Source organism: Mycobacterium ahvazicum, from assembly GCF_900176255.2.
In the GTDB taxonomy this organism is placed as follows: Bacteria; Actinomycetota; Actinomycetes; order Mycobacteriales; family Mycobacteriaceae; genus Mycobacterium; species Mycobacterium ahvazicum.
In genome coordinates this window covers 733,294-758,826 of record NZ_FXEG02000002.1, presented here as the reverse complement: position 1 = coordinate 758,826, position 25,533 = coordinate 733,294, and the positions used below count along the sequence as shown (strand labels likewise).

26 protein-coding genes are annotated in these 25,533 nt (G+C 67.5%); 11 read left to right on the top strand and 15 right to left on the bottom strand.

All coding sequences use genetic code 11. The annotated features are described in order from the left end of the window. The first annotated feature begins 105 nt into the window (after positions 1–105). Positions 106–2,394, top strand: a complete 2,289-nt coding sequence (locus MAAFP003_RS05835; protein WP_096285227.1) for a SulP family inorganic anion transporter — start codon at positions 106–108, stop codon at positions 2,392–2,394. Here the strand turns inward: MAAFP003_RS05835 and MAAFP003_RS05830 are convergent. The 6 genes from MAAFP003_RS05830 to MAAFP003_RS05805 all read right to left on the bottom strand — a co-directional run bounded on the left by MAAFP003_RS05830 (position 2,333) and on the right by MAAFP003_RS05805 (position 8,610). Continuing rightward, a complete protein-coding gene (locus MAAFP003_RS05830; RefSeq protein WP_096285225.1) occupies positions 2,333–2,773 on the bottom strand; it encodes a response regulator in 441 nt (146 codons plus the stop codon). The genes MAAFP003_RS05835 and MAAFP003_RS05830 overlap by 62 nt on opposite strands. After that, on the bottom strand, positions 2,770–4,353 hold the full coding sequence (locus MAAFP003_RS05825; RefSeq protein ID WP_096285223.1) for a sensor histidine kinase: 1,584 nt from the start codon (positions 4,351–4,353) through the stop codon (positions 2,770–2,772). Before MAAFP003_RS05825 ends, MAAFP003_RS05830 begins: the two co-directional genes overlap by 4 nt. Further along, positions 4,350–5,537 carry a PP2C family protein-serine/threonine phosphatase gene (locus tag MAAFP003_RS05820; protein ID WP_096285221.1) on the bottom strand — a complete coding sequence of 396 codons (1,188 nt, stop codon included), beginning with the start codon at positions 5,535–5,537 and terminating at the stop codon, positions 4,350–4,352. The genes MAAFP003_RS05825 and MAAFP003_RS05820 overlap by 4 nt, the downstream gene beginning before the upstream one ends. Positions 5,538–5,681: 144 nt before the next feature. Then, positions 5,682–6,851, bottom strand: coding sequence for an acyl-CoA dehydrogenase (locus MAAFP003_RS05815; RefSeq protein ID WP_096285219.1), 1,170 nt, complete (start codon positions 6,849–6,851; stop codon positions 5,682–5,684). Between the two features lie 23 nt (positions 6,852–6,874). Beyond that, positions 6,875–7,390, bottom strand: a complete 516-nt coding sequence (gene purE / locus MAAFP003_RS05810; RefSeq protein WP_096285217.1) for a 5-(carboxyamino)imidazole ribonucleotide mutase — start codon at positions 7,388–7,390, stop codon at positions 6,875–6,877. Then, positions 7,387–8,610, bottom strand: coding sequence for a 5-(carboxyamino)imidazole ribonucleotide synthase (locus MAAFP003_RS05805; protein WP_096285215.1), 1,224 nt, complete (start codon positions 8,608–8,610; stop codon positions 7,387–7,389). The genes purE and MAAFP003_RS05805 overlap by 4 nt, the downstream gene beginning before the upstream one ends. A gap of 111 nt (positions 8,611–8,721) precedes the next feature. Here MAAFP003_RS05805 and MAAFP003_RS05800 point away from each other — a divergent pair, with 111 nt between their 5' ends. Continuing rightward, positions 8,722–9,381: a GtrA family protein gene (locus MAAFP003_RS05800; protein WP_096285213.1), complete on the top strand. Its 660-nt coding sequence runs from the start codon at positions 8,722–8,724 to the stop codon at positions 9,379–9,381. Here the strand turns inward: MAAFP003_RS05800 and MAAFP003_RS05795 are convergent. The 3 genes from MAAFP003_RS05795 to MAAFP003_RS05785 are packed head-to-tail and all read right to left on the bottom strand — an operon-like array spanning position 9,336 to position 12,262. Beyond that, positions 9,336–9,854, bottom strand: a complete 519-nt coding sequence (locus MAAFP003_RS05795) for a PH domain-containing protein (protein WP_096285211.1) — start codon at positions 9,852–9,854, stop codon at positions 9,336–9,338. The genes MAAFP003_RS05800 and MAAFP003_RS05795 overlap by 46 nt on opposite strands. 9 nt (positions 9,855–9,863) lie before the next feature. Next, the gene (locus MAAFP003_RS05790; protein WP_096285209.1) at positions 9,864–10,670 is read right to left on the bottom strand and encodes a biotin--[acetyl-CoA-carboxylase] ligase; all 807 of its coding nucleotides are present in this window, start codon (positions 10,668–10,670) and stop codon (positions 9,864–9,866) included. 11 nt (positions 10,671–10,681) lie between these two features. Then, positions 10,682–12,262 (bottom strand): FAD-binding protein, encoded by a 1,581-nt coding sequence (locus tag MAAFP003_RS05785; RefSeq protein WP_096285207.1) that lies wholly within the window; start codon positions 12,260–12,262, stop codon positions 10,682–10,684. Between the two features lie 39 nt (positions 12,263–12,301). Here MAAFP003_RS05785 and MAAFP003_RS05780 point away from each other — a divergent pair, with 39 nt between their 5' ends. From MAAFP003_RS05780 to MAAFP003_RS05750, 7 genes are all read left to right on the top strand, one after another. Continuing rightward, the gene (locus MAAFP003_RS05780; RefSeq protein ID WP_096285205.1) at positions 12,302–13,942 is read left to right on the top strand and encodes an acyl-CoA carboxylase subunit beta; all 1,641 of its coding nucleotides are present in this window, start codon (positions 12,302–12,304) and stop codon (positions 13,940–13,942) included. Next, on the top strand, positions 13,939–14,148 hold the full coding sequence (locus MAAFP003_RS05775) for an acyl-CoA carboxylase subunit epsilon (RefSeq protein WP_096285203.1): 210 nt from the start codon (positions 13,939–13,941) through the stop codon (positions 14,146–14,148). Before MAAFP003_RS05780 ends, MAAFP003_RS05775 begins: the two co-directional genes overlap by 4 nt. After that, complete coding sequence (locus MAAFP003_RS05770; RefSeq protein ID WP_096285201.1) at positions 14,145–14,792, top strand: Maf family protein; 648 nt, start codon at positions 14,145–14,147, stop codon at positions 14,790–14,792. The genes MAAFP003_RS05775 and MAAFP003_RS05770 overlap by 4 nt, the downstream gene beginning before the upstream one ends. A 14-nt stretch (positions 14,793–14,806) precedes the next feature. Continuing rightward, the gene (locus MAAFP003_RS05765) at positions 14,807–15,709 is read left to right on the top strand and encodes a sulfurtransferase (RefSeq protein WP_096285199.1); all 903 of its coding nucleotides are present in this window, start codon (positions 14,807–14,809) and stop codon (positions 15,707–15,709) included. After that, positions 15,709–16,131 (top strand): SufE family protein, encoded by a 423-nt coding sequence (locus MAAFP003_RS05760; RefSeq protein WP_096285197.1) that lies wholly within the window; start codon positions 15,709–15,711, stop codon positions 16,129–16,131. Before MAAFP003_RS05765 ends, MAAFP003_RS05760 begins: the two co-directional genes overlap by 1 nt. A gap of 131 nt (positions 16,132–16,262) precedes the next feature. Further along, entirely contained in the window at positions 16,263–18,065 is a 1,803-nt protein-coding gene (locus MAAFP003_RS05755; protein ID WP_096285195.1) for an acetyl-CoA carboxylase biotin carboxylase subunit, read from the top strand. 194 nt (positions 18,066–18,259) lie between these two features. After that, positions 18,260–18,682: an STAS domain-containing protein gene (locus MAAFP003_RS05750; protein ID WP_096285193.1), complete on the top strand. Its 423-nt coding sequence runs from the start codon at positions 18,260–18,262 to the stop codon at positions 18,680–18,682. Here the strand turns inward: MAAFP003_RS05750 and MAAFP003_RS05745 are convergent. From MAAFP003_RS05745 to MAAFP003_RS05720, 6 genes are all read right to left on the bottom strand, one after another. Next, on the bottom strand, positions 18,653–19,447 hold the full coding sequence (locus tag MAAFP003_RS05745) for an RNA polymerase sigma factor SigF (RefSeq protein ID WP_090600696.1): 795 nt from the start codon (positions 19,445–19,447) through the stop codon (positions 18,653–18,655). The two genes, MAAFP003_RS05750 and MAAFP003_RS05745, sit on opposite strands and share 30 nt — an antisense overlap. Continuing rightward, on the bottom strand, positions 19,444–19,881 hold the full coding sequence (locus MAAFP003_RS05740) for an ATP-binding protein (RefSeq protein ID WP_096285191.1): 438 nt from the start codon (positions 19,879–19,881) through the stop codon (positions 19,444–19,446). Before MAAFP003_RS05740 ends, MAAFP003_RS05745 begins: the two co-directional genes overlap by 4 nt. Positions 19,882–20,138: 257 nt before the next feature. Next, positions 20,139–20,450: a protein UsfY gene (gene usfY / locus MAAFP003_RS05735; protein ID WP_096285189.1), complete on the bottom strand. Its 312-nt coding sequence runs from the start codon at positions 20,448–20,450 to the stop codon at positions 20,139–20,141. A 26-nt stretch (positions 20,451–20,476) separates the two neighbouring features. Beyond that, positions 20,477–20,863 (bottom strand): hypothetical protein, encoded by a 387-nt coding sequence (locus MAAFP003_RS05730; protein WP_096285187.1) that lies wholly within the window; start codon positions 20,861–20,863, stop codon positions 20,477–20,479. 57 nt (positions 20,864–20,920) lie between these two features. Further along, the gene (gene lat / locus MAAFP003_RS05725) at positions 20,921–22,264 is read right to left on the bottom strand and encodes an L-lysine 6-transaminase (RefSeq protein ID WP_096285185.1); all 1,344 of its coding nucleotides are present in this window, start codon (positions 22,262–22,264) and stop codon (positions 20,921–20,923) included. Between the two features lie 44 nt (positions 22,265–22,308). After that, on the bottom strand, positions 22,309–22,761 hold the full coding sequence (locus MAAFP003_RS05720; protein WP_096285183.1) for an Lrp/AsnC family transcriptional regulator: 453 nt from the start codon (positions 22,759–22,761) through the stop codon (positions 22,309–22,311). Positions 22,762–22,776: 15 nt separating this feature from the next. Between MAAFP003_RS05720 and hglS the strand changes: the two genes are divergently transcribed. Next, on the top strand, positions 22,777–24,012 hold the full coding sequence (gene hglS, locus MAAFP003_RS05715; RefSeq protein WP_096285181.1) for a 2-oxoadipate dioxygenase/decarboxylase: 1,236 nt from the start codon (positions 22,777–22,779) through the stop codon (positions 24,010–24,012). Then, a complete protein-coding gene (gene amaB, locus MAAFP003_RS05710; protein ID WP_096285179.1) occupies positions 24,009–25,532 on the top strand; it encodes an L-piperidine-6-carboxylate dehydrogenase in 1,524 nt (507 codons plus the stop codon). The genes hglS and amaB overlap by 4 nt, the downstream gene beginning before the upstream one ends. The last annotated feature ends 1 nt before the right edge of the window (position 25,533 follow it).

Here is a 25,533-nt window from a genome sequence, read left to right as displayed (position 1 = left end):
GGGCGCATGATTGACACACGACGTTCTACCGGTCATAAAGAGTCGTCAGCTTTGGGGTAGCGGACCGCCGCTTGCCGACTTCCTAACCGTTGGAGGAGTCGACTTATGAATGCGCTGGTAGAAACGGCCAAATCCGGGCCGCTGCTGAAGAATCTGCGCCACGACGTTCCCGCATCGCTCGTCGTCTTCCTGGTGGCCCTGCCGCTTTCGCTGGGCATCGCGATCGCCTCCGGAGCCCCGCTGGCCGCCGGCTTGATCGCCGCGGTCGTGGGCGGCATCGTCGCGGGCACTTTCGGCGGGTCGTCGGTCCAGGTCAGTGGCCCGGCCGCGGGCCTGACCGTCGTGGTCGCCGGACTGATCGATGACCTCGGGTTCCCGATGCTGTGCCTGATGACAATCGGCGCGGGTGCACTGCAGATCGCGTTCGGGCTGAGCCGGCTGGCGCGGGCCGCGCTGGCAATTGCTCCGGTGGTCGTGCACGCGATGCTGGCGGGCATCGGTATCACGATCATTTTGCAGCAGATTCACGTACTGATGGGGGGATCGTCACACAGCTCTGCCTGGCAGAATCTCGTGGCATTACCCAGCGGGATTCTGCATCACGAACTGCACGAGGTGATCACCGGCGCAACGGTCATCGCGATCTTGTTGGTGTGGTCGAGGCTGCCCGCCAAGATTCGGATGATCCCCGCCCCGCTGGTCGCCATCGTCGCGGCGACCGCGCTGGCGATCGCGGCGGGGCTGGACACTGATCGAATCTCACTGTCGGGCAACTTCTTCGACGCGCTCAACCTGCCTCACCTCTCGGGAGCGACCCCGAAAGGCAAGCCGTGGCTGGACGAGACCGAGGACATCGTCATCGGTGTGTTGACGATCGCCCTGATCGCCAGTGTGGAATCGCTGCTGTGCGCGGTCGGTGTCGACAAACTGCACAACGGCCCACGCACGAATTTCGACAAGGAGATCATCGGGCAGGGCACCGCGAACGTGGTATCCGGATTGCTTGGCGGACTCCCGATTACCGGTGTCATCGTACGTAGTTCGGCCAACGTGGCGGCGGGCGCCCGCACCCGCATGTCGGCGGTGCTGCACGGCGTTTGGATCCTGCTGTTCGCATCGCTGTTCACCGACCTGGTGGAACTCATCCCGAAGGCCGCGCTGGCCGGACTGCTGATCGTGGTCGGCGCCCAGCTGATCAAGCTGGCTCACATCAAATTAGCCTGGCGCACAGGCAACTTCGCCGTATACGCCGTCACCATACTGTCGGTGGTGTTCCTGAACCTGCTGGAAGGTGTGCTCATTGGGCTCGCCGTGGCCATCGGCTTCCTACTCATCAGGGTGACCCGCGCGCCGGTCGCGGTGCAACCGATCGGCGGTGAACACTCCAAGCAGTGGCGCATCGATATCGACGGCACGCTGAGCTTCCTGCTGCTGCCACGCCTGACCAAAGCGCTCGCGTCGGTGCCGCAGGGGACCGAGGTGACACTGAACCTGAACGCGGACTACATCGACGACTCGGTGTCGGAAACGATCGAGGATTGGCAACGCACCCACGAGGCGCGCGGCGGAGTCGTGGTAATTGTGGAGACCACCGGAGCCAAGCTGCAGAACGCGCACGCGAGTCCGCCGAAACGTCACTTCGCGTCCGCCCCGATCGGGCTGGTGCCATGGCGGTCGACGCGCGCCAATCACGAAAACAACGGCGACGCTTCGATTCTCGACCGCGTTGACGAGTACCACCGCAATGGTTCGGCCGTTTTGCACCAGCACATCGCGGGACTCGGCGGTGCCCAGGACCCGTATGCGCTGTTCCTCACCTGCGCGGATTCCCGGATCCTGCCGAACGTCATCACCGCCAGTGGCCCCGGCGACCTGTACACCGTCCGCAACTTCGGCAACCTGGTGCCGACCGACCCCGTCGACCGATCGGTCGACGCCGCAATCGAATTCGCGGCCGCTCAGTTGGGCGTGCGTTCGGTTGTCATCTGCGGGCATTCGTCGTGCGCGGCGATGAAGGTGCTGCTAGACGACAACCCCGGTCAATCCGCGACACCGATGGGCCAGTGGCTGCAATACGCCGGCGAGAGTCTGGCCGCCTACCGGGATCACCATCCGGCACGCGCCAGCGCACAGGCCAACGGGTACTCGGAGATCGATCAGCTGAGCATCGTCAACGTCGCCATCCAGCTGGAAAGACTGACCCGCCATCCGATCTTGGCGACCGCGGTCACCGCCGGCGATGTCCAGGTGGTCGGCATCTTCTTCGACATCGCGACCACCCGGGTGTACGAGGTGACGCCGCGCGGCATCGTGTGCCCGGAAGAACCCCTGGCTACACGCCCGGCAGGCGAACCACCTGCAGGAAGAACTCATCGATCTGCCGTACCGCACTGATGAACTGGTCGAGGTCGACCGGCTTGGCGACATAGGCGTTGGCGTGCAGCTTGTAGCTGCGCAGGATGTCTTCCTCCGCCGAAGAAGTGGTGAGCACGACGATCGGGATACGCGCGAGATCCGCGTCGGACTTCACCTTTTCCAGCAGCTGGCGCCCGTCGTACTTGGGCAGGTTCAGATCCAGCAGGATGAGATCCGGTCGCGGGGCGCCCTCGTATTGACCGCGCTTGTAGAGGAAGTCGAGCCCTTCTTCACCGTCATGCGCGACGTGTAGCCGATTCTGGAACTTGTTGTGCTCCAATGCTTCCCGTGTGATGAGTTCGTCTCCCGGGTCGTCTTCGACGAGCAGGATCTCGATTGCTCTGCTGGCGGGTGTCATGGGCGCGCTCCTTCCAGGGCGGCTGGGTGTGCTACGTCCACGGCAGCGGGGAGCGTGAGCTCGAATCGGGTTCCGTCGGTGTAGGTCGTGTCGATCCGGACTGCGCCGTCGTGATACTCGACGATCTTCTTCACCAGCGCCAGGCCGACACCCGTCCCCGGGTATACCTCGCGCCCGTGCAGCCGCTGAAAGATCACGAACACCTTTTCGGTGAACTCCTCGGCGATGCCGATACCATTGTCCGACACGGTCAGTAGCCACTGGTGAGTATCGGGGCGCAGCCGGCAGTCGATCACGATCCGGGGCGACCGATCCACGTGACGGAACTTGATCGCATTGCCAATCAGGTTCTGCCACAACATTGTCAGCAGTGTGGCATCTCCGAACACCTGTGGCAGCGGCTGGGCCGGGCGCACGATCTCGGTGTTCGACTCCTCGATGGCGGTGGCAAGGTTGGCCATGGCCGCGTCCAGCGCCATGTCCAGGTCGACCTCGGTTTGCTTGCCACCTACCCGGCCGACTCTGGAGAAGCTCAGCAGATCGTTGATCAGCACCTGCATCCTTTTGGCACCGTCGACCGCGTAGTTGATGTATTCGATGCCACGCTCGTCGAGCTGGTCGCCGTAACGCTTTTCGAGCAACTGGCAGAACGAGGCGACCTTGCGCAGCGGCTCCTGCAGATCGTGTGAGGCGACATAGGCGAACTGCTCGAGTTCGGCATTGGATCGCTTCAACTCGACTGCCTGCTCGTCCAATCGCGTCTCGGCCGCGCGCGAGACGTCCAATGCCGAAACGATTCGCTGCCTCATGTTCTCGACATCGATCGCCATGTCATGGATATCCTTGGGCCGCTGCGGGACCGAGATGGTCTTGGTGAAGTTGCCCTCGGTGATCCGCCGGCATGACGCGGCCAGCCCGGCCAGCGGCAGGGTGATGGCACTGCGGGTCAGCCCCCCCAACGTGATGGCGAGGCCGAAGAAAACCAGCACAATCGCGGCCAGCACGCGGTCCCGCCATGCCTTGATGTCGTTCAATTCGTCGTTAGCCTGCGCTGCCGCCGCGGCGAGGTCGGTATTCTGGGTTTCGAAAAGTCCACGCAAATGGTCGAATTCGACTTTTCCGCGATCCGCCATCCTGCTGTTCACCACGTCGGGGGCGGTGGGGGTCACGCTCGCGATCAACGGCTCGGCGGAGCTGGCCCGCCAATTGGCGGCGGCCCGCTCGACGGCGTCCAAATCGTTGACCAGGTCCACGCGCTGACCGAGCAACCGCCGGGCTTCCTCGGCCGCCGCCTGTTCGGCATGCTGCCCGTCGTAGTAGGGCGTCAGGAACTGCCGGTCGGCGGCGATCGCATAGCCACGCACACCGGTTTCCTGGTCGCGCAGCGCGGCCTGCAGCTGCAGGGCGGCCCGCCGCGCGGGCTGAATCTGGTCGGTCAGGCCTCGCGACACCTCGTCGGTGCGATTCAGCAACGCCGTGCCCGCCGCGGCGCCGGCAAGCACCAGCAAGCCCATGCTCAACAAGACGAGGAACAGCCAACCGCGGACGGTCAGCTGAGCACGCGGGTGCGCGCCGGTCATGATGTCGCCGTCCGCTCTACCCGCACCACAGCGATGTCATCGGTGAGACCACCGCGCGGCTGGGCGAGTTCCTCGGCGCCGTCGATCAGCGCGTCGACGAATGCCGTCCCGGGCAACCCCGCATGGTCACGCGCGAGTGAAAGCAAGCCATCCTCCCCTAGTCGCTGGTTGCCGGTTCCGCTGTACCCCTCGAAGAGGCCGTCGGTGAGCAGCAATAGCCCCCGGCCCACCGGCAGTTCCAGCTCGGACTGCGGCCAGTCGTCGGCGCGCAGTCCCAGCGCCGGACCGCCCGGCGGCTCGATCCATTCCGCCGTGCCGGCGTCTTGGCGCAACATACCCGGGTGGCCGGCCCGGATACAGGTGATGCGCGGGGTGTCGGGCGGAATCTCCAAGGACAGGACCGTGGCGAAGACCCCGCTGCCGGCGCGTTCGGCCTGCAGCACCCGCTCCAGCTGGCGCATCGATTCGGCGGCACGCACACCCGCGAATGTCAGTGCGCGCCAAGCGATTCGCAACGCCGCGCCCAAGGCGGCCTCGTCAGGCCCGTGCCCGGCGACATCCCCGATCAAGACGTGCACAACCCGGTCCGGTGTCTGCACGACGTCGTAGAAGTCACCGCACAGCAGCGCATCCACCCGACTCGGCCGGTACCGGGCGACGATCTCGACACCCGGGTTGTCCAGCAGCAACGGCGACGGCAACAGGCCGCGTTCGAGCAAAGCGTTCTCGCGGGCTCGAAGCTGAGTCGCGTGCAGGTCCGCGGCGATGATCTCAACGCGCTTGCGCTCGATCGCGTAAAGCAGCGCACGGCGCAGCATTTCGGGTTCGACGCGGCCCTTGACCAGATAGTCCTGCGCCCCGGCCGCGACAGCGGACGCCCCGAAGTTCTCGTCGTTCAATCCGGTCAACACCACGATCGGGACGGTCGCGTCGTGTTTGGCGATGCGGTCCAGCGCATCGATGCCGCTGGCGTCGGGCAGATTGAGATCCAGCAGTACGCAGTCCGGCCGGGCCGAGGCCAGCTCGCGCTCGGCGTGCGCCATCGATTGCGCCCAGGTCACCCGGATGTCGTCGACCGCGTCGGCTATCAGATCCTCGACCAACACGGCGTCGGCCCGGTCGTCTTCGACCAGGAGTAACGACAACGTCTGCCAGTTCGCCGCCGGGGTGACAGGGCTAAGCATTCCGCACCCCTTGCCGCAGTCGTAACCTGCTCATTCGGCGCTACGCGTGGCCGCTACCCTCCGAACGGCACACGCTGAGCTTGGTCGTAGCGCTCGATCTTATTAGTTGAGCTGAATGTGAGGCTAACGGGTCCCGGCACAAGTTCAGCGCAGCAACGCCCGTGACATCACCACGCGCTGGATCTGGTTGGTGCCCTCGTAGATCTGGGTGATTTTGGCGTCGCGCATCATCCGCTCGACGGGGAAGTCGACGGTGTAGCCGGCGCCGCCGAACAGCTGCACGGCGTCGGTGGTGACCTCCATCGCGACATCGGAGGCAAAGCATTTCGACGCCGCCGAGATGAAGCCCAGATTCGACTCGCCACGCTCGGCCCGCGCCGCGGCGCTGTAGACCATCAGCCGAGCGGCTTCCACCTTCATCGCCATGTCGGCCAGCATGAACTGCACACCCTGGAAGCTGCTGATCGATTCGCCGAACTGTTTGCGGTCCTTGGTGTAGGCGATGGCCGCGTCGACCGCGCCCTGGGCGATCCCCACGGCTTGGGCGCCGATGGTCGGGCGGGTGTGATCCAACGTGGCCAGCGCCGTCTTGAAGCCGGTACCGGGCTCGCCGATCATCCGGTCGCCCGGGATGCGGCAGTTCTCGAAGTAGAGCTCGGTGGTCGGTGAACCCTTGATGCCCAGCTTGCGCTCCTTGGGCCCGACGGTGAACCCCTCGTCGTCCTTGTGCACCATGAACGACGAGATACCGTTGGCGCCCTTGTCCGGATCGGTCACCGCCATCACGGTGTACCAGCTCGACTTGCCGCCGTTGGTGATCCAGCACTTGGCGCCGTTGAGAATCCAGTCGTCCCCGTCGGCCTTGGCGCGGGTGCGCATCGAGGCCGCGTCGCTGCCGGCTTCGCGCTCGGACAGCGCATACGACGCCATTGCGGTGCCATCAGCGATCGACGGCAAGACCTGCTTCTTCAAATCGTCCGAACCGCGCAGGATCAGGCCCATCGTGCCGAGCTTGTTCACCGCCGGGATCAACGACGCCGACGCGTCGACCCGGGCGACCTCCTCGATCACGATGCACGCCGCCACCGAGTCCGCGCCCTGACCGCCGTACTCCTCGGGCACATGCACCGCGTTGAAGCCCGAGGCGTTCAGCGCGTCCAGCGCCTCCTGCGGGAACCGGGCATTCTCATCCACGTCCGCGGCGTGCGGCGCGATTTCCTTTTCCGCCAGCGCCCGAATCGCCGCCCGCAACTCCTGGTGCTCTTCGGGCAATTGGAACAGATCGAAGTCGGGGTGTCCGGCCCATCCAGCCATCGTGAGATCTCCTAGCCCTCTTGCTACTCGCCGGTAACTTTACCCTGGAGCTCTTGCAGGGCCTCATCCTTGGCCCGCACGCTGTCGGCCAGCTGCTCCTGGAACGCCACGATCCGGGCCCGCAGCGCGGGGTCGGACGAGCCGAGAATCCGCACCGCCAGCAGACCCGCGTTGCGGGCCCCGCCGATCGAGACCGTGGCCACCGGCACGCCGGCGGGCATCTGCACGATCGACAGCAGCGAGTCCAGGCCGTCCAGCCGGCCCAGCGGCACCGGCACCCCGATCACCGGCAGCGGTGTCGCGGACGCGACCATGCCGGGCAGGTGGGCAGCGCCCCCGGCGCCCGCGATGATCACCTCGATGCCGCGGTCGGCCGCGCCGCGGGCGTAGTCGAACATCACACCCGGGGTGCGATGCGCCGAGACCACCCGGACCTCGGCGGGGATGCCGAACTCGGCCAGCGCCGCGGCGGCGTCGGCCATCACCGACCAGTCGCTGTCGCTGCCCATGATCACCCCGACGCGGGGGTTGCTACTCATGCGTGTGGATCCCATCCGTCCGACCACTGCCCGTGTGACAACCAGTGTGCCGCCAGCTCGGCGCGTTCACGAAGCTTCGGCACCTGGGCGACCCCAGCGCCCTGGTCGCCCAGGAAATTGATGTGCCCGACCTTGCGGCCCGGCCGCTCGTCCTTGCCGTAGAGGTGCACGCGCGCGTCGGGCATGCGCGCGTACAGGTGGTGCAACCGCTCGTCGACGGTCATGTCCGGGGTGCGCGCAGCCCCCAGCACATTGGCCATCACGGTCACCGGCGCGACGGCATCGGTGTCGCCGAGCGGATAGTCCAGCACCGCCCGCAGATGCTGCTCGAACTGGCTGGTGCGCGAACCGTCCATCGTCCAGTGCCCGGAGTTGTGCGGCCGCATCGCGAGCTCGTTGACCAGCAGCGCGCCGCTCGTCGTCTCGAACAGCTCGACAGCGAGCACACCGACCACGCCGAGTTCGGCCGCCAGCCGAAGCGCCAGCTGCTGTGCGGTCGCGGCCACGCCCTCGGGCAGCTCGGGCGCGGGCGCGATCACCTGCACGCAGATGCCGTCGGCCTGCACCGTTTCCACCACCGGCCACGCCGCACCCTGACCGAACGGCGAGCGGGCCACCAGCGCGGACAATTCACGACGCAGTTCGACCCGTTCCTCGAGCACCACCGGTACGCCGTCGGCCAGGTAGGCGCGGGTGATCTCGCGCGCATCCGCCAGGTCGCGTGCCAGCCGCACCCCCCGGCCGTCGTAGCCTCCGCGGGCCGCCTTGACCACCAGCGGGGCGTCGACACGGCTCACGAAGGCGTCCACTTCGTCGAGGCGATCGAGGGAATCCAGGCCGAGATAGCGCGGCACCGCGGCACCCAGGGCCTCCAGCCGGCGGCGCATCACCAGCTTGTCCTGGGCGTGCACCAAAGCCTGCGGTGGCGGTGCCACATTGACACCGTCGGCGACCAGCTTCTCCAGCAGTTCCGTCGGGACGTGTTCGTGGTCGAAGGTCAGCACGTCGGCGCCGGCGGCGACCCGGCGCAGATCGTCCAGATCGGTGTGCGAGCCGATCATCACATCGGGGGTGACCTGGGCGGCAGGCTCGTCGGCGGCCAACGCCAGCACCCGCAGGCTCTGCCCCAGCGCGATCGCGGCCTGGTGCGTCATCCGGGCTAGTTGACCGCCGCCGACCATGGCGACCAACGGGCTGCGTGTACTCGGCACGGCCATCATGGTGTCACGGCACACTGGTTCCTTGGTTGAAGGCGTGTTGACCGGCCGTGACGCGAAATCGTTATGTACCATTTTGCGCCGTTTTCGAGTCCGTCCGTACACTCACGTGTTGTGTCCTTTGCCGATGCCACAATCGCGCGCTTGCCCCGGGCTTTTCAGCCCTATGCACAGCGCCATCATGAATTCATCAAATTTGCCATCGTCGGGGGCACCACCTTCATCATCGACTCGGCAATTTTCTACACGCTCAAGCTGACGATTCTCGATACCAAGCCGGTGACGGCGAAGGTGATCGCGGGCATTGTCGCGGTCATCGCGTCCTACGTGCTGAACCGCGAGTGGAGCTTCCGCGACCGCGGCGGTCGCGAGCGCCACCACGAAGCGCTGCTGTTCTTCGCGTTCAGCGGCGTGGGCGTGCTGCTGAGCATGGCGCCGCTGTGGGTCTCCAGCTACGTGCTGCAGCTGCGCGAACCGATGGTGTCGCTGACCGTGGAGAACATCGCCGACTTCATCTCCGCCTACATCATCGGCAACCTGCTGCAGATGGCCTTCCGCTTCTGGGCGTTCCGGCGCTGGGTGTTCCCCGACCAGTTCGCCCGCAACCCCGAGAAGGCAATCGAATCCGCGCTCACCGCGGGCGGGATCGCCGAGGTGTTCGAGGACGAGGTCGAGTCCGGCAACGTCACCCTGCTGCGCGCCTGGCGCAACCGGCGCAGCCGGATCAATCAGCTCGGCGACTCCTCGGAACCCAGGGTGTCGAAGACTTCGTGATACAGCAGCGCGTGCACCTCGCGCAGCCGCGGAATGTTGTAGAACTCCAACGGATCTTGTGACGCCGACTCGATAATCAGTGTCCCGGTGCGAAACGGCCGTTCCCAAATCTTGTCCCGGAATTCCACGCTGTTAATCCGCGCGAGCGGGATATCGATACCGCTGCGGGTCAGCAATCCGTGGCGATACATCACCCGGCGATTGGTGACCACGAAATGTGTGGTGAGCCAAGTCAAGAACGGAAACAGCGTCAGCCAGCCGACTATCACCAACCAGATCCCCCAGATGACGCCGTGGATGATGTTCTTGGCCAGCTGCTCCCAGTGCGTGGAGTTGACGTAGCCCGACCCGAACGCCGCCAGCCCGGTCACCAGGATGAAAATCACCACCGGCCAGATCAATCGCTTCCAGTGCGGATGGCGATGTATGACAACCTGTTCGCCGGCGGCCAGGGCGTTGTCGGGATAGCTCATGTGGCGACATTAGCCCCGCAAATGCACGACGTCACCGGCAGAAACGACGACGGTCTCGTTGCCGGTCTCCAAACACAGCCGGCCGTGATCGTCGATTCCGCTGGCAGTCCCGACGATTTCCTTACCGCCGGGCAGCTGGGCGCGCACCCGGGTGCCGATGGTCAGGCTGCGTGCCCGGTAGTCGGCGGCTAACTGCCAGTCGGCCCCGCGAGCGGCCTGCCACGCGACGATCCGGCCGCCGAGTTCGCGCAGCACCGCGCGCAGGAGCTGATCGCGGTCGGGGGCGGCCACGCCCAGGTCGAGCAACGAGGTCGCCCCCGGCCCGCCGACCTCCTCAGGCGCCTGAGTCACGTTGAGCCCCAAGCCAATTACCACGACAGGGCGCGACACCTCGGCCAGGATCCCGGCCAGCTTGCCACCCCCGGCCAGCACGTCGTTGGGCCACTTGAGGCCGAGTTCCACCCCCTGCAGCAGCGGGGCCACAGCGTCGACCAGCGCCACCCCGGTGGCCAGCGGCAGCCAGCCCCACCCGGTGACCGGGACGTCGACGACGCTCACCGCGACCGACATCGTGATCTGTGCCCGCGGCGACGCCGACCAGGCACGGCCGTGCCGTCCGCGACCGGCGGTCTGGTGTTCGGCGATCAGCACCGCTCCGGCGACGTCGGTGCCGTCGGCGGCGCGAGCCAGTAGATCGGCGTTCGTGGAACCGGTCTGCTCGATGACATCGAGTCGCCGCCAACCCAATCCAGTCCCGACGAGCTCGGTGCGCAGCGCGGCCGCATCCAGCGGCGGCCTCAATGAGTCGCGATCCATCGACGTCCAGCCTAGAGGGCTGCAGCTGCGTGCCGGCGGTCTCGCATGTCCAGCGCCGCCAGGTGGCTGAACAGCATGCTGGTCCCGATCGGGTTGCCGCCGCCGGGATACGCCAGCCCGCTGGGTGCGGCCATCGTGTTGCCCGCCGCGTACAGACCGGGGATGGGGTTGCCCGAGGTGTCGAGCACCCGCGCCGCGGTGTCGGTGCGCAGGCCGCCCTTGGTGCCCAGGTCGGACAGACCGAACTGGGCCGCGTGATACGGCGGTGAGTCGATGGGCACCAGCGGCGATGCGCCCGCCGAGAAGGCGCGGTCGAAGGCCTCGTCGCCGCGGCCGAAGTCTTCGTCGACGCCGGATGCGGCAAAACCGTTGAACCGGGCCACAGTTGCGGCCAGCCGATCCCCCGGGACCCCGATCTTGGCGGCCAGCTCCTCGAGGGTGTCGGCGGTGTGCCACAGCCCGGCGGCGACGTAGCGCTCGGTCTCCACGATGGACACGTTGGCGGCCTTGACCGGCGGCACCTCGCCTTCCTTGTCGTCGTAGATCATCCAGTACGGCAACGACATTGAGCCGTCTTGCAGCTGCGCGATGATCTCGCGCCCGGCCCGGTCGTAGGCCCGTGACTCGTTGACGAACCGGTTGCCGTGCTGGTTGACGAAGATGCCGCCGGTGAACCACAGCGCGAACGCCGAGCGGCCGTCGGGATGGGTCATCCCCGGTGACCACCACGCCTGGTCCAGCAGGTCGGTGGCCGCGCCCGCGGCGATGCCGGCCTGTAGCGCCAGACCGCGACTTCCCGGGCCGCCCATGGTGTCTCGCGCCACGCCCGGCACGCCGTATGCGCGGCGCAACTCCTCGTTGGCTTCGAAACCCCCGGCGGCCAGCAGCACGCCCAGCCGGGTGCGGATCGCGCGGCGCTGGCCGGCGGTCTCGACGATCGCTCCGGTGACCCGCCCGTCGGACATCACCAGTTCGACCAGCGCGGTGTCGCGTCGCAGCGACGCGCTGGGGTACTGCTCGATGGCCTTGAGGAAACGCGCGATCAGCGCGCGGCCGCCGAGGTAGTAGTCGGGCGGCGTCTCGGCGCCCAGCCGGTCGGTGTCCAGCGGCCCGCGAATCGCGTCGCGCAATTCAGGAGCCGCGGCCACCTTCAGCGGCTTCGCGGCGATGTGGCGCTGCCCGTCCAGGCGCGCCTTGGGCGCCTTGCCGTAGTAGTCCGGCCAGGGCAACGGCACGAACTTGATGTTGGGGTCTTTCTCCAGGTACTCGATCAGCGGCGCGCCACCGCGCACGAACGTCTCTTGCAGGTCGCGGGGCGTGCGATCGCCGACCACGGCCCGGTAGTAGGTGAGCGCGTCCTCGATGGTGTCGTCGAATGAGCCCGGGGGGCCCGCGCGCACCAGCACCGGGTTGCACGGGAACCAGACGCCGCCGCCGCCGGAATAAGCCGTCGTGCCACCGAATTTCCCGGTCGCCTCGACCAGCAGCACCTCGAGGCCCTCGCGCGCCGCGGTGTAGGCACCGGTGACCCCGCCGCCACCCGACCCCGCGACCAGCACGTCGTACTCTTCACTCCACTGCAGCGTGCCCATAGTCAGCGCACCCTACCCCCGCCGCTAAGCTCGACTCCCATGACGAGCGTTACCGACCACACTGCGGAACCCGCTGCCGAGCACACCATCGACATCCACACCACCGCGGGCAAGCTGGCCGAGCTGCACAAGCGCCGGGAAGAGTCGTTGCACCCCGTCGGTGAAGAGGCCGTCGAGAAGGTGCACGCCAAGGGCAAGCTGACCGCCCGCGAGCGCATCCTCGCCCTGCTGGACGAGGACTCGTTCGTCGAGCTCGACGCGCTGGCCAAGCACCGAAGCACCAACTTCGGCCTGGAAGCCAACCGCCCGCTCGGCGACGGTGTGATCACCGGGTACGGCACCATCGACGGCCGCGACGTGTGCATCTTCAGCCAGGACGCCACGGTGTTCGGCGGCAGCCTCGGCGAGGTCTACGGCGAAAAGATCGTCAAGGTCCAGGAGCTGGCCATCAAGACCGGCCGCCCACTGATCGGGATCAACGACGGCGCCGGCGCGCGAATCCAGGAAGGCGTCGTCTCGCTGGGCCTGTACAGCCGCATCTTCCGCAACAACATCCTGGCCTCCGGGGTCATCCCGCAGATCTCGCTGATCATGGGCGCCGCTGCCGGCGGGCACGTGTACTCCCCCGCCCTGACCGACTTCGTCGTGATGGTCGATCAGACCAGCCAGATGTTCATCACCGGGCCCGACGTCATCAAGACCGTCACCGGCGAGGACGTCACGATGGAGGAACTCGGCGGCGCCCACACCCACATGGCCAAGTCGGGCACGCTGCACTACGTCGCCTCCGGTGAACAGGACGCCTTCGACTGGGTCCGCGACCTGCTGGGCTACCTGCCGCCCAACAACTTCACCGACGCGCCCCGCTACGCGGTGCCGGCCCCGGAGGGTCCGATCGAGGAGAACCTCACCGAAGAGGACCTCGAGCTGGACACGCTGATCCCGGACTCGCCCAACCAGCCGTACGACATGCACGAGGTCATCACCCGCATCCTCGACGACGACGAATTCCTGGAAGTTCAGGGCGGTTACGCGCAGAACATCGTCGTCGGATTCGGCCGGGTCGACGGCCGGCCGGTCGGCATCGTGGCCAACCAGCCCACTCAGTTCGCGGGCTGCCTGGACATCAACGCCTCCGAGAAGGCAGCCCGGTTCGTACGGACCTGCGACTGCTTCAACATCCCGATCATCATGCTGGTGGATGTGCCCGGCTTCCTGCCGGGCACCGGCCAGGAATACAACGGCATCATCCGGCGTGGCGCCAAGCTGCTGTACGCCTACGGTGAGGCCACCGTCCCCAAGATCACCGTCATCACCCGCAAGGCCTACGGCGGCGCGTACTGCGTCATGGGCTCCAAGGACATGGGCTGCGATGTCAACCTGGCCTGGCCGACCGCGCAGATCGCCGTGATGGGCGCCTCCGGTGCGGTCGGCTTCGTCTACCGCCAGCAGCTCAAGCAGGCCGCCGCCGAGGGCCGCGACGTCGACGAGCTGCGGCTGCAGCTGCAGCAGGAGTACGAGGACACGTTGGTCAACCCGTACGTCGCCGCCGAGCGCGGTTACGTCGACTCGGTGATCCCGCCGTCGCACACCCGCGGCTACATCGCCACGGCGCTGCGGCTGCTGGAACGCAAAATCTCCCACCTGCCACCGAAGAAGCACGGGAACATTCCGCTATGAGTGAGCCGCACATCCAGATTCTGCGGGGCCGTCCCACCGCCGCGGAGGTGGCCGCGCTGATCACCGTGCTGGGCAGTGCCGGGGGTGGCGCGGCGCCCGAGCAACCGGAAAAGACCCGCTGGGGGCTTCCGGTCGACAAGCTGCGCTACGCGATCAGCAACTACCAGCGAGTCACCCTGCAGGAACGCATCCACATGCAGCGATGACTCGCGTGGTGCTGGGGTCGGCCTCCGCTGGCCGCCTCAAGGTGCTGCGCCAGGCGGGCATCGATCCCCTGGTCGTGGTCTCCGGCGTCGACGAGGATCGCCTGATCGACGGTCTGGGCCAAGACGCAGCGCCCGGTGACGTGGTCGGTGCGTTGGCCCAGGCCAAGGCCGAGCAGGTGGCCGGCGAACTGGATGCCGCCGTCGCGACGGATTGTGTTGTGATCGGCTGTGATTCGATGCTGTACCTGGACGGCGCGCTGTGCGGCAAGCCGGAATCCGTCGAGGCCGCACGCCAACTCTGGCAGTCGATGGCCGGGCGCTCCGGCCAGCTCTACACCGGCCATTGCGTGATCCGGCTGCAGGACAGTGACATTGTCCATCGCGAAGCGCAAACATCAATCACCACAGTGCATTTCGGAACACCGGAGCCCGACGACCTGGAGGCCTACCTGGCCGGCGGCGAATCGCTGCGGGTCGCCGGCGGCTTCACCCTGGACGGCCTGGGCGGCTGGTTCATCGACGGCGTCGACGGTGATCCATCGGCCGTGGTGGGAATTGGGCTGCCGCTGACACGTGCGCTGCTGCGCCGCGCCGGGGTGTCCATCGCGGCACTGTGGGCGGACAACGCCGAACCTCGGCGCTGAGTAGGCTTTGCCATGTGCCGCTACCCCCCGATTCAAGCCCCACGCTGTCGGCCTACGCCCACCCCGAACGCTTGGTCACCGCCGACTGGCTGTCCGGCCACCTCGGCTCGCCCGGTCTGGCGATCGTCGAATCCGATGAGGACGTGTTGCTCTACGACATCGGGCACATCCCCGGCGCCGTCAAGATCGACTGGCACACCGACCTCAACGACCCGCGGGTCCGCGACTACATCTCCGGTGAGCAATTCGCGGAGCTGATGGACCGCAAGGGCATCTCGCGCGACGACACCGTGGTCATCTACGGCGACAAGAGCAACTGGTGGGCCGCGTACGCGCTGTGGGTCTTCACGTTGTTCGGCCACCCCGATGTGCGGTTGCTCAACGGCGGGCGTGACCTGTGGCTGTCCGAGCGACGGGACACCAGCCTCGAGGTGCCGACCAAGACCTCGACCGGCTACCCCGTCGTGGCCCGCAACGACCCGCCTATCCGCGCCTACAAGGACGACGTGCTCGACATTCTGGGCAGCCAGCCACTGATCGACGTGCGCTCCCCCGACGAATACACCGGCAAGCGCACGCACATGCCCGACTACCCCGAAGAGGGCGCGCTGCGTGCCGGCCACATCCCCACCGCCCGATCGATCCCGTGGGGCAAGGCGGTCGACGAGAGCGGCCGGTTCCGCAGCCGCCAGGAACTCGAAGAGCTCTACGGTTTCCTGCAACCCGACGACAAGACGGTCGTCTACTGCCGTATCGGCGAGCGGTCCAGCCACACCTGGTTCGTGCTCACCCACTTGCTGGGCAAGCCCGGTGTGCGCAATTACGACGGGTCCTGGACCGAGTGGGGCAACACCGTGCGGGTGCCGATCGTCGCGGGCTCCGAACCGGGCCAGGCACCGGGAGCCGTACCGGCCTGATGACTCTGCCCGCTCCCCTGGCCGAGGTGGTGTCTGACTTCGCCGAAGTGCAGGGTCAGGACAAACTCAAGCTGCTGCTGGAGTTCGCCGACGACCTGCCGGACCTGCCCGACGATCTGGCCGAAGCGGCGATGGAGCCGGTTCCCGAGTGCCAGTCGCCGCTGTTCCTGCATGTCGACGCGCGCGACCCCAACCGGGTGCGGCTGTATTTCAGCGCTCCCGCCGAAGCGCCCACCACCCGGGGATTCGCGTCGATCCTGGCCGCCGGCCTCGACGAGCAACCGGCCGCCGACATCCTGGCGGTGCCCGAGGATTTCTACAGCGAGCTGGGGTTGGCCGCTCTGATCAGCCCGCTGCGGCTGCGGGGCATGTCAGCGATGCTGGCCCGCATCAAAAGGCGGCTGCGAGCTACCGCCGAGTAACCCCCGAATACCGACACCGCCTCATCGTCCCGACGGCGCGGCGCTTAGACTTCCCCCGAAATCGTTGTAAGAAATTCTCTTAGAGACGCACGCAGAACAATCTCTGCCGATAGGCCCAAACAGGAGGCGCAGTGGCCAGTCACGCCAGCTCAAGGATCTCCAAGGTGCTCGTCGCCAACCGCGGCGAAATCGCTGTCCGGGTGATCCGGGCGGCCCGCGACGCGGGCCTGTCCAGCGTGGCGGTGTACGCCGAGCCCGACGCCGACGCGCCGCACGTGCGTCTGGCCGACGAGGCGTTCGCCCTGGGCGGTCAGACTTCCGCCGAGTCCTACCTGGACTTCGGCAAAATTCTCGATGCGGCGGCCAAGTCCGGCGCCAACGCCATCCACCCGGGCTACGGCTTCCTGTCCGAGAACGCCGATTTCGCCCAGGCGGTCCTGGACGCCAACCTGATCTGGATCGGGCCCAGCCCGCAGTCGATCCGCGATCTCGGCGACAAGGTCACCGCCCGCCACATCGCCGCCCGCGCCCAGGCACCGCTGGTGCCCGGCACCCCCGACCCGGTCAAGGACGCCGACGAGGTGGTGGCCTTCGCCAAGGAGTACGGCGTGCCGGTCGCGATCAAGGCGGCCTTCGGTGGTGGCGGCCGCGGCATGAAGGTGGCCCGCAGCCTCGAAGAGATCCCCGAGCTGTTCGAGTCGGCCACCCGTGAGGCCGTCGCGGCGTTCGGCCGCGGTGAATGCTTCGTCGAGCGCTACCTGGACAAGCCGCGCCACGTCGAGGCCCAGGTGATCGCCGACCAGCACGGCAACGTCATCGTCGCCGGCACCCGCGACTGCTCGCTGCAGCGCCGCTTCCAGAAGCTGGTCGAGGAGGCCCCGGCGCCGTTCCTCACCGACGCGCAGCGCAAGGAGATCCACGAGTCGGCCAAGCGGATCTGCAAAGAGGCGCACTACTACGGCGCGGGAACGGTCGAATACCTGGTGGGCCAGGACGGTCTGATCTCGTTCCTGGAGGTCAACACCCGTCTGCAGGTCGAGCACCCGGTCACCGAGGAGACCGCGGGCATCGACCTGGTGCTGCAGCAGTTCAAGATCGCCAACGGCGAAAAGCTGGACATCACCGAGGACCCGACACCGCGCGGGCACGCGATCGAATTCCGGATCAACGGCGAGGACGCCGGCCGCGGCTTCCTGCCGGCGCCCGGCCCGGTCACCCGCTACGATATCCCGACCGGCCCCGGCGTGCGGCTGGACTCCGGCGTCGAGGCGGGCTCGGTGATCGGTGGCCAGTTCGACTCGATGCTGTCCAAGCTGATCGTGTACGGCGCCACCCGCGAGGAGGCGCTGGCGCGCTCGCGCCGCGCGCTGGACGAATTCCACGTCGAGGGCCTGGCCACGGTCATCCCGTTCCACCGCGCCGTGGTGTCGGACCCGGCGTTCATCGGCGACGGGAAGAGTTTCGCGGTGCACACCCGCTGGATCGAGACGGAGTGGGACAACACCGTCGAGCCGTTCACCGGCGGTGAGCCGCTCGACGAGGAGGAGACTCAGCCCCGGCAAAAGGTGGTCGTCGAGGTCGACGGCCGCCGGCTCGAGGTGTCGCTGCCCGGCGATCTGGCGCTGTCCAACGGCGGCAGTACCGGCGTGACCGGTGCCGGCGTCGTCCGCAAGAAGCCGAAGCCGCGCAAGCGCGGCGCGCACGGCGGCGCGGCGGCCTCGGGCGACGCGGTCACCGCTCCGATGCAGGGCACCGTGGTCAAGGTCGCGGTCGAGGAGGGCCAGCAGGTCGTGGTCGGGGAACTGGTCGTGGTCCTGGAGGCGATGAAGATGGAGAACCCGGTCACCGCCCACAAGGACGGCACCATCACCGGCCTTGCGGTGGAAGCCGGCATCGCCATCACCCAGGGCACGGTCCTCGCCGAAATCAAATAGCTGCTGACCAGGCTACCTGGGAATCAGCTAAGTAAACGTTGTCGGTCTCCGGCACCGGGGGTAGGGTTCGAGTCAGGTTGAGTTCACAGCCGCCCGGACTATGTGAGCGCCGCGCGGAAGGCGAATTCCCAGCTTTCAGCGTTTCGCCGTTGGCGTAGTCCTCACACCAATCCTCGGTATGAGGGAGTGAAGCAATGTCTGTGACTCAATCCTGGCAGCAGTGCCGCACGGCTCAATTCAGCGCCACCTGGAGCGCGTCGGGCACGGTCATCACGGTCGACGGTGAACTCGACGCCGCGAACTCCGACCAGCTCGCGATCTACGTGCAACGCAACGCGCGTCGCGCCAAGCGAGTGATCCTGGATCTACGCAGTCTCGATTTCATTGGTACGTCCGGCTTTTCGGCGCTGCACCGCATCAACGTGGTGTGCTCGGGCGCCCAACTCAGCTGGGCGATGGTGCCCAGCCCGGCGGTCATGCGGCTGTTGCGGGTGTGCGACCCGGATGGCACCCTGCCGGTGACGACACCGATGGAGGAGCCGCTGCTGGAGCGGGTCGCGTGGCCCGCGGGTCCCAACGCTCGGCCGCTACTCCAGCTGGTCGCGGAGCCGAGCTAGCGATTTAGCCAGCAGCCGCGAGACGTGCATCTGTGAGATGCCGACTCGTTCGGCGATCTGAGTCTGCGTCATCGACTCAAAGAACCTGAGCACCAACACCGTTCGCTCTCGCTCGGGCAGGCTCTCCAGCAACGGACGCAGCGACTCGCGGTCCTCGATTCGATCGATGCTGGCGTCGACGTCACCCAGCGTGTCCGCGATGGCCCGGGCGTCCTCTTCGTCGCCGCCGCCCCCACCGCTGTCGATGGACAGGGTGTTGTACGAGCTGCCCGCTACCAGACCCTCGACGACCTCGGCGCGATCCATTTCCAGCTCGGCCGCGAGTTCGGTTGCGGTGGGCGCCCGCCCGAGGCGCTGCGACAGGTCGGCGGTCGCGCTGCCGAGCCGCAGATGCAGCTCCTTGAGGCGCCGCGGCACCTTGACCGACCAGCTGTTGTCCCGGAAGTGCCGGCGGACCTCACCCATGATCGTGGGCACCGCGAACGACACGAAGTCCGATCCGGCGTCGACGTCGAAGCGGACCACGGCATTGACCAATCCCACTCGCGCAACCTGCACCAGGTCGTCGCGCGGCTCGCCGCGACCCTCGAACCGGCGGGCGATGTGGTCGGCCAGCGGCAGGCATCGCTCGACGATCTTGTCCCGTTGGCGCTGGAATTCCGCGGAGTCGGCCGCGACAGTGGCCAGCTCACGGAACATATCCGGAACGTCGGCGTATTCGTTTGGGCGTGACGAGCCCGAACCGCCGTCAGCTTGCGCTGTCACCGGCTAGCGGCCGCCCGTCGCGCCGTCAACTTGATACCGAAGATGCTGCCGGTTTCACTGGGTTCACGACCGTCGTGGAAAGTTTGGACGTCATCGGCCAGCGACGTCAGTACGTGCCAGCTGAAGCTGCCCGGCGACACCACGTCGTGGGTGGCGCATGCGGCGGATGCCTCGACCACCAATTCGTCTTCGCGCGGGTCGACCACCACGATCAGCGTCGCATCCGGGGTGGCCGACCGGATCAACCGCGTGCACACCTCGTCCACCGCGAGCCGGAGATCCGCCACGGCGTCGAAGTCCAGGTCCTCGTAGGTGCCGATCGCACCCACCAGCGTGCGCAGCATGGCCAGGTTCTCCAGGCGCGCAGCAACATGTAATTCGACGGCTCTGTGGCCGCGCTGACGCTTGTCAGCGCGCAATCCAACATCGGTCATTTGGTCTCCCGGCAACGTTTGGCTCACACTACCCCTCGCTTAGGGGCGCTCCATTGGTCGGGACAGCCCGCCTGGTTGGCCCTCATCGCGGCCGGGGATGTCGCTCGGTATGGACGCGCCAGACTCCACCGGCAATCCGAAATCACACTGGTCCTTCTGATCGTCATCGCCCGATGATGCGGTAGGCGCTGCGCGCACAATCATCATGGGCACTCATCATGGTTTAGACCTGATACCCAGTCGACGTCGCGGATAACCTACGAATCTGGCGACTGCCTGACGGCATCGGGGTGGTCGAGATACCACCGATCGAAGATCCGGCGCACCCGACGGTGTTCGGCGGCCAGCCACACCAGGCCCACCACCGTGACGACGAGCGCCGTCACCCCAGCGGTCATGCCCTCGTGCTGATGTCCGGTGCCGAAGGCCGCGAGGCTTCCGCACACCGCAACCACCCCGGCCACCACCATCAGGTATCCGGGCCAGTGCAATACATCGATCAGTGATTCGCCGGCGAGCGGCCGCGTCGTCCGCAAATGGTCGACGGGGTCGTGATAGGTGTCTCCCATGGCTGCTCCTAGGGTCGCACCTCTGATTATGAGCCTCCCAGCGCCGGACCGGCAATCGCCGGAACACCCATGGAGACGGCGACGATCATCAGCGTCAACAAGAACCAGCCCGCGCCGTGCCATCCCCACCAGGTGCCCTCGACACGCCATACCCGGTAGGTCCGCACGAAGGCCCATAGGCCGCCGGCCAACAGGATCAGCGGACCTCCGACGGCCAGCAAGGTGCGCTGCGGCGCCCCGCAGGCGGCCGTGTCCACGCCCGTTCCCGGGCAGGTGCTGACCCACAAGGCGGCCATCACGATGAATCCGACCCCCGCGGCCGCCGCCAAGACGGCAAAGCGGATGGCGGCGCGCACCTCGCCGTCTTCGGAACCCAGACGATCACCTCGTGATCGCTCGTCTGCTTTCGGCATCGAGAACCTCATACTCCGCGTGCTGACTCCGTGTGGTGTTTCGTCCGCACTGCTGGATTAGTTACCCGTTTCTCTCAGACAGTCACGCACCGCCGCGACGGCCACGTCTATTTCTGCCCGCGACACCGTCAGCGCGGGACGGAATCGCACGCCGTCGTCTCCGGTGGGTAACACGATCACGCCCCGCTGCCACAGCCGGCGGATCAACTCGTCGCGATCGGCGGTGGTCGGCAGGCTGAACGCGCACATCAGCCCGCGGCCGCGGGGGTCGGACACCAGCGCGCCGAACTCGCCGGCGAGCTCGACCAGCCGGCCCAGCAGATAGCGGCCCCGCTCGGCGGCCCGATCGAACAGTCCGTCGGCCTCGATGATTTCGAGGATGCGCCGCGCCCGCACCATGTCGGTCAGATTGCCGCCCCACGTCGAGTTGATCCGGGAGGAGACCGCGAAGACGTTGTCCGCGACCTCGTCGACCCGCCGGCCGGCCATCACCCCGCACACCTGAGTCTTCTTGCCGAATGCCACGACGTCGGGCTGCACACCCAATTGCTGGTAGGCCCAAGGAGTTCCGGTCAGCCCGCAGCCGGTCTGCACCTCGTCGAAGATCAGCAACGCATCGTGTTCGTCGCACAGCTCGCGCATCGCCGCGAAGAACTGGGGCCGGAAGTGCCGGTCGCCGCCCTCGCCCTGGATGGGTTCGGCGATGAAGCAGGCGATGTCGTGCGGGTGGGCCTCGAACGCCGCCCGGGCCTGGCGCAACGACTCGGCTTCGGCCGCGTCCATGTCCGTCTTGTTCAGGCCCGGCCGGAGGTAGGGCGCGTCGATGCGCGGCCAGTCGAACTTCGGGAACCGGGCCACGGTGACCGGCTTGGTGTTGGTCAGCGACAGCGTGTAGCCGCTGCGGCCGTGGAAGGCACCGCGCAGGTGCAGCACCCGGGTGCCCAGTTCAGGGCCGCCCGAGTGCAAGCCGCGGCTTTCGTTGTACCGGCTCTTCCAGTCGAAGGCCACCTTGAGGGCGTTCTCCACCGCGAGTGCGCCGCCGTCGATGAAGAACAGGTGCGGCAGCGCCGGGTCGCCGAGCACCCGCGCGAAGGTCTCGACGAAGCCGGCCATGGCCGCGGTGTACACATCGGCGTTGCTTGGCTTGTTCAGCGCGGCCACGGTGAGTTCGGCGCGGAACTCCTCGTCGTCGGCCAGTGCCGGATGGTTCATCCCCAGCGCCGACGAGGCGAAGAAGGTGAACATGTCGAGGTAGCGCCGGCCGTCGCGGGCGTCGACCAGATAGGAGCCGGACGACCGGGTCAGGTCGAGCACGAAATCGAAACCATCGACCAGCAGGTTGCGCGACAGCACGTCGTGGACGCCGTGGGCTTGCGACAGGACGGCAGTCATACCGGCCATTCTAGCCGAGTATTTACGGATTTATGACGATATTGTCGTAGTTTTTATGGTATGTGTTGGCGATCACTGTAAAAAGTGTTGAGGATGATGGTGCTTCGGGTTTGGACGTTCGCCGCGGTCCGGATTCGCTGCAGCAGATCCTCGAGCGCCCGCGGAGACTCGACGCGCACCAGCAGCATGTAGCTTTCCTCGCCGGCCACCGAGTGGCACGCCTCGATCTCCTCGATGTGCGCCAGCCGGGCGGGCGCATCATCGGGTTGGGAAGGATCAAGAGGAGTGATGGCCACGAACGCCGATAGCACGTGCCCGACCGCCTCGGGGTCGATCCGCGCGGAGTATCCCGAGATCACGCCGCGGGCCTCCAGCCGGCGCACCCGGGACTGCACCGCCGAAACCGACAGGCCGGCACTCGCGGCCAACTCCGCGAGGGTGGCGCGTCCGTCCGCGACCAGCCGGCGCACCAGGATCCGGTCGATGTCGTCGAGCGTCTCACTCATGGCCAGAGATTAACCGTGAGCGGCGTCAAAAGGCTGGTGACCTGGCAGCTCCGCGAGCGCTTCGCGGCGGGGCTGTCGGCGATGTACGCCGGCGAGGTGCCCGCCTACGGCACCCTGGTCGAGGTCAGCGGACAGGTCAACGCCGAGTACGTGGCACGCCATCGGAGCGCCGAACGTCTGGGCTCCTTGGCGCGGGTCACCGCCGAACGCCATGGCGCCATCCGGGTGGGCAGCCCGGCCGAACTGGCCGCGATCGCGGACCTGTTCGCGGCCTTCGGCATGAGACCCGTCGGGTACTACGACCTGCGTCGCGCCCGCACGCCGATTCCGGTGGTATCGACGGCTTTTCGGCCCATCGATACAAACGAGTTGGCGCGCAATCCTTTTCGGGTGTTCACGTCGATGCTGGCCACCCGCGACGCGCGGTATTTCGATCCCGACCTGCGGGGCCGCGTCGAGACGTTCATCGCGCGCCGCGAGCTGTTCGACCCCGCGCTGCTCGGTCGGGCCCGGCTCATCGCCGCCGAGGGTGCCTGCGACGCCGAGGAAGCCGACGCGTTCGTCGCCGCGGCGGTGGGCGCCTTCGCGCTGTCGCGGGAACCGATCAACAAGGCCTGGTATGACGAGTTGTCCCGGGTGTGTGCGGTGGCCGCCGACATCGCGGGCGTGGGTTCGACCCACCTCAACCACCTGACGCCGCGGGTCCTGGACATCGACGAGCTGTACCAGCGGATGACCGGGCGCGGCATCACGATGATCGATGCAATCCAGGGCCCGCCGCGCACCGACGGACCCGCGGTGTTGTTGCGCCAGACGTCATTTCGCGCGCTGGCCGAATCATGCCTGTTTCGCGGCCGCGACGGGACCGTATCGGCGGGCAGTCTGCGGGGTCGGGTCGGCGAGGTCGAGGCGCGCGGGGTGGCGCTGACCCCGCGCGGGCGCGGACGCTACGACGCCGCAATGGCCACCGAGGAGCCCGCCGAAGTGTGGAGCGACTACTTCCCGCCGACCGACACGGAGATGGCCGCCGAGGGGCTGGCCTACTACCGCGGCGGTGACCCGGCGGCCCCGATCGTCTACGAAGACTTCCTGCCGGCCTCGGCGGCGGGCATCTTCCGGTCCAACCTGGACCGCGACGCCCGGGCAGCCGACGGCGACGACGATTCTGGCTACAGCGCCGAGTGGCTGGCCGGGTCGATCGGCCACCATATCCATGACCCCTATCTTCTCTACGAGGAGGCATCGGCATGACGACCTCTGACGAGTTGCGCGACCGGGCACGTCGGGCCCTGCGGGCGACCGGCGCCGACGTCAGCCTCGGCGAGCCCGACGAACATGGTCTGGCGGCCAGCACGCCGATCACCGGCGAGGTGCTTTTCACCGTCGCAGAGACCTCGCCCGAGCAGGCCGACCGCGCGATCGCCGCGGCCGCCCGGGCCTTCACCACGTGGCGCGCCACCCCGGCCCCGGTGCGCGGTGCCCTGGTGGCCCGCCTCGGCGAGCTGCTCACCGCACACCAGAACGACCTCGCGACGCTGGTGACGCTCGAGGTCGGCAAGATCGCCTCCGAAGCCCTGGGCGAAGTGCAGGAGATGATCGACATCTGCCAGTTCGCGGTCGGCCTGTCGCGCCAGCTCTACGGCCGGACCATCGCCTCGGAGCGCCCCGGGCACCGGCTGGCCGAGACCTGGCATCCACTGGGCGTGGTCGGGGTCATCACCGCGTTCAACTTCCCGGTCGCCGTGTGGGCGTGGAACACCGCGGTGGCCCTGGTCTGCGGGGACACGGTGGTATGGAAGCCCTCCGAGCTGACGCCGTTGTCCGCGCTGGCCTGCCAGGCCCTGATCGGGCGGGCCGCCGCCGAGGTCGGCGCACCGCCCGCGGTGAGCCGGCTGGTGCTGGGCGAGCGCGACCTGGGCGAGCGGCTGGTCGACGACCCGCGGGTCGCGCTGGTGTCCGCGACGGGCTCGGTGCGGATGGGCCGGCAGGTGGGTCCGCGGGTGGCCGCGCGCTTCGGGCGGGCGCTGCTGGAGCTGGGCGGCAACAACGCGGCGATCGTGACGCCGTCGGCCGACCTGGACCTGGCGGTGCGCGCCATCGTGTTCGCCGCCGCCGGCACCGCCGGTCAGCGCTGCACCAGCCTGCGCCGGCTGATCGTGCACCGCTCGCTGGCCGACGTGGTCGTCGAGCGGGTGGCCGCCGCGTACCGGCAGTTGCCGATCGGCGACCCGTCGGCGCCCGGCACGCTCATCGGCCCGCTGATCCACGAGACCGCCTACCGCGACATGGTCGGCGCGCTGGAGCAGGCGCGCGCCGAGGGCGGCGAGGTGATGGGCGGCGACTACCAGGACGTCTGGGGCGAGGCGTATCCGAGCGCCTACTACGTCGCGCCGGCGGTGGTGCGCATGCCCGCGCAGAGCGACATCGTGGCCGCCGAGACGTTCGCGCCGATCCTCTACGTGCTCACCTACGACGACCTGGACGAGGCGATCGCGCTCAACAACGGCGTGCCGCAAGGGCTCTCGTCGGCCATCTTCACCACCGACCTGCGCGAGGCCGAGCGATTCCTGGACGGCTCCGACTGCGGCATCGCGAACGTCAATATCGGCACGTCGGGGGCCGAAATCGGGGGTGCTTTCGGTGGCGAGAAGCAAACCGGCGGCGGGCGGGAATCCGGCTCGGACGCGTGGAAGGCGTACATGCGACGGGCCACCAATACCGTTAATTACTCCAGCGAGCTGCCCTTGGCTCAAGGTGTGGAGTTCGGATAAA

Bases quoted from the DNA above. Each gene is read 5' to 3' on its own strand.
- amaB (WP_096285179.1), top strand. From the start codon at position 24,009: ATGACGACCTCTGACGAGTTGCGCGACCGGGCACGTCGGGCCCTGCGG.
- MAAFP003_RS05830 (WP_096285225.1), bottom strand. From the start codon at position 2,773: ATGACACCCGCCAGCAGAGCAATCGAGATCCTGCTCGTCGAAGACGAC.
- MAAFP003_RS05815 (WP_096285219.1), bottom strand. From the start codon at position 6,851: ATGGCTGGATGGGCCGGACACCCCGACTTCGATCTGTTCCAATTGCCC.
- MAAFP003_RS05770 (WP_096285201.1), top strand. From the start codon at position 14,145: ATGACTCGCGTGGTGCTGGGGTCGGCCTCCGCTGGCCGCCTCAAGGTG.
- usfY (WP_096285189.1), bottom strand. From the start codon at position 20,450: ATGGGAGACACCTATCACGACCCCGTCGACCATTTGCGGACGACGCGG.
- lat (WP_096285185.1), bottom strand. From the start codon at position 22,264: ATGGCCGGTATGACTGCCGTCCTGTCGCAAGCCCACGGCGTCCACGAC.
- MAAFP003_RS05775 (WP_096285203.1), top strand. From the start codon at position 13,939: ATGAGTGAGCCGCACATCCAGATTCTGCGGGGCCGTCCCACCGCCGCG.
- MAAFP003_RS05780 (WP_096285205.1), top strand. From the start codon at position 12,302: ATGACGAGCGTTACCGACCACACTGCGGAACCCGCTGCCGAGCACACC.
- MAAFP003_RS05825 (WP_096285223.1), bottom strand. From the start codon at position 4,353: ATGACCGGCGCGCACCCGCGTGCTCAGCTGACCGTCCGCGGTTGGCTG.
- MAAFP003_RS05795 (WP_096285211.1), bottom strand. From the start codon at position 9,854: ATGAGCTATCCCGACAACGCCCTGGCCGCCGGCGAACAGGTTGTCATA.
- MAAFP003_RS05820 (WP_096285221.1), bottom strand. From the start codon at position 5,537: ATGCTTAGCCCTGTCACCCCGGCGGCGAACTGGCAGACGTTGTCGTTA.
- purE (WP_096285217.1), bottom strand. From the start codon at position 7,390: ATGAGTAGCAACCCCCGCGTCGGGGTGATCATGGGCAGCGACAGCGAC.
- MAAFP003_RS05790 (WP_096285209.1), bottom strand. From the start codon at position 10,670: ATGGATCGCGACTCATTGAGGCCGCCGCTGGATGCGGCCGCGCTGCGC.
- MAAFP003_RS05805 (WP_096285215.1), bottom strand. From the start codon at position 8,610: ATGATGGCCGTGCCGAGTACACGCAGCCCGTTGGTCGCCATGGTCGGC.
- MAAFP003_RS05835 (WP_096285227.1), top strand. From the start codon at position 106: ATGAATGCGCTGGTAGAAACGGCCAAATCCGGGCCGCTGCTGAAGAAT.
- MAAFP003_RS05730 (WP_096285187.1), bottom strand. From the start codon at position 20,863: ATGCCGAAAGCAGACGAGCGATCACGAGGTGATCGTCTGGGTTCCGAA.
- MAAFP003_RS05740 (WP_096285191.1), bottom strand. From the start codon at position 19,881: ATGACCGATGTTGGATTGCGCGCTGACAAGCGTCAGCGCGGCCACAGA.
- MAAFP003_RS05720 (WP_096285183.1), bottom strand. From the start codon at position 22,761: ATGAGTGAGACGCTCGACGACATCGACCGGATCCTGGTGCGCCGGCTG.
- MAAFP003_RS05760 (WP_096285197.1), top strand. From the start codon at position 15,709: ATGACTCTGCCCGCTCCCCTGGCCGAGGTGGTGTCTGACTTCGCCGAA.
- MAAFP003_RS05785 (WP_096285207.1), bottom strand. From the start codon at position 12,262: ATGGGCACGCTGCAGTGGAGTGAAGAGTACGACGTGCTGGTCGCGGGG.
- MAAFP003_RS05750 (WP_096285193.1), top strand. From the start codon at position 18,260: ATGTCTGTGACTCAATCCTGGCAGCAGTGCCGCACGGCTCAATTCAGC.